This is a genomic window from Pseudomonas sp. Pse1, assembly GCF_024519635.1.
Taxonomy (GTDB): domain Bacteria; phylum Pseudomonadota; class Gammaproteobacteria; order Pseudomonadales; family Pseudomonadaceae; genus Aquipseudomonas.
In genome coordinates this window covers 1-1348 of sequence record NZ_JALJRO010000055.1, presented here as the reverse complement: position 1 = coordinate 1348, position 1348 = coordinate 1, and the positions used below count along the sequence as shown (strand labels likewise).

General features: G+C 57.8%; 1 protein-coding gene. It reads left to right on the top strand.

Features of this window, described 5'->3' with window-relative positions:
* Nucleotides 1-1348: immunoglobulin-like domain-containing protein (locus tag NR126_RS28305; protein ID WP_256832469.1), on the top strand; the 1348-nt coding region annotated here is incomplete at both ends.

Sequence of the window (1348 nt, the reverse complement as noted above, 5' to 3'; positions counted from 1 at the left end):
TGAGCAAAGAACCAGGTGTCGTACAGATCAACGACACCACCGACACCGTGACCGTCAGCATCGCTGGCAACGGTCCAGTGTTCGAAAACGCCAATCCGACCTTCACCGTCAGCATCAACCAGGTGTTGAAGGATGACCTGGTCGTCAGGCTGAGCGGCGATCACGGCACTGTCACCATCAAGGCCGGCCAGACCAGCGCGATCTACACCGCGCCAATCCAGGGCGATGACGTCTACAAAGATGGCGGCCCGCTGAGCCTGACCGTCACCGACGCGAGCGTGCCAGGCAAGGTCTTCGAAGACCTGCAACTGAGCAAAGAGCCAGGCGTGGTGCAGATCAACGACACCACAGATACCGTCACCGTGAGCATCAAAGGCAACGGCGACGTATTCGAAAACGCCAACCCAACCTTCACCATCACCCTCAACCAAGCGTTGAAGGATGACCTCACCGTCAAACTCAGCAACGGTGGCACCGTCACCGTCAAAGCCGGTGATACCAGCGCGATTTACACCGCGCCAATCCAGGGCGACGACGTCTACAAAGACGGCGGTCCGCTGAGCGTCACCATCGACAGCGCAACCGTGAAGGATCAGGTCTTCGAAGACCTGCAACTGAGCAAAGAACCAGGCGTGGTGCAGATCAACGACACCACCGACACCGTGACCGTCAGCATCGCTGGCAACGGTCCTGTGTTTGAGAACGCCAATCCAACCTTCACCATCACCCTCAACCAGGCGTTGAAGGACGATCTGACCGTCAAACTCAGCAACGGTGGCACCGTCACCGTTAAAGCTGGCGAAACCAGCGCGATCTATACCGCCCCAGTTCAAGGCGACGACGTCTACAAAGACGGCGGTCCGCTGAGCGTTACCATCGACAGCGCAACCGTGAAGGATCAGGTCTTCGAAGACCTGCAACTGAGCAAAGAACCAGGTGTCGTACAGATCAATGACACCACCGACACTGTGACCGTCAGCATCGCCGGTAACGGCGACGTATTCGAAAACGCCAATCCGACCTTCACCATCACCCTCAACCAGGCGTTGAAGGACGATCTGACCGTCAAACTCAGCAACGGTGGCACCGTCACCGTCAAAGCCGGTGATACTTCGGCGATTTACACCGCGCCAATCCAGGGCGATGACGTCTACAAAGACGGCGGCCCGCTGAGCGTCACCATCGACAGCGCAACCGTGAAGGATCAGGCCTTCGAAGACCTGCAACTGAGCAAAGAACCGGGCGTGGTGCAGATCAACGACACCACCGACACCGTGACAGTCAGCATCGCTGGCAACGGTCCTGTGTTTGAAAACGCCAATCCGACCTTCACCATCACCCTCAACCA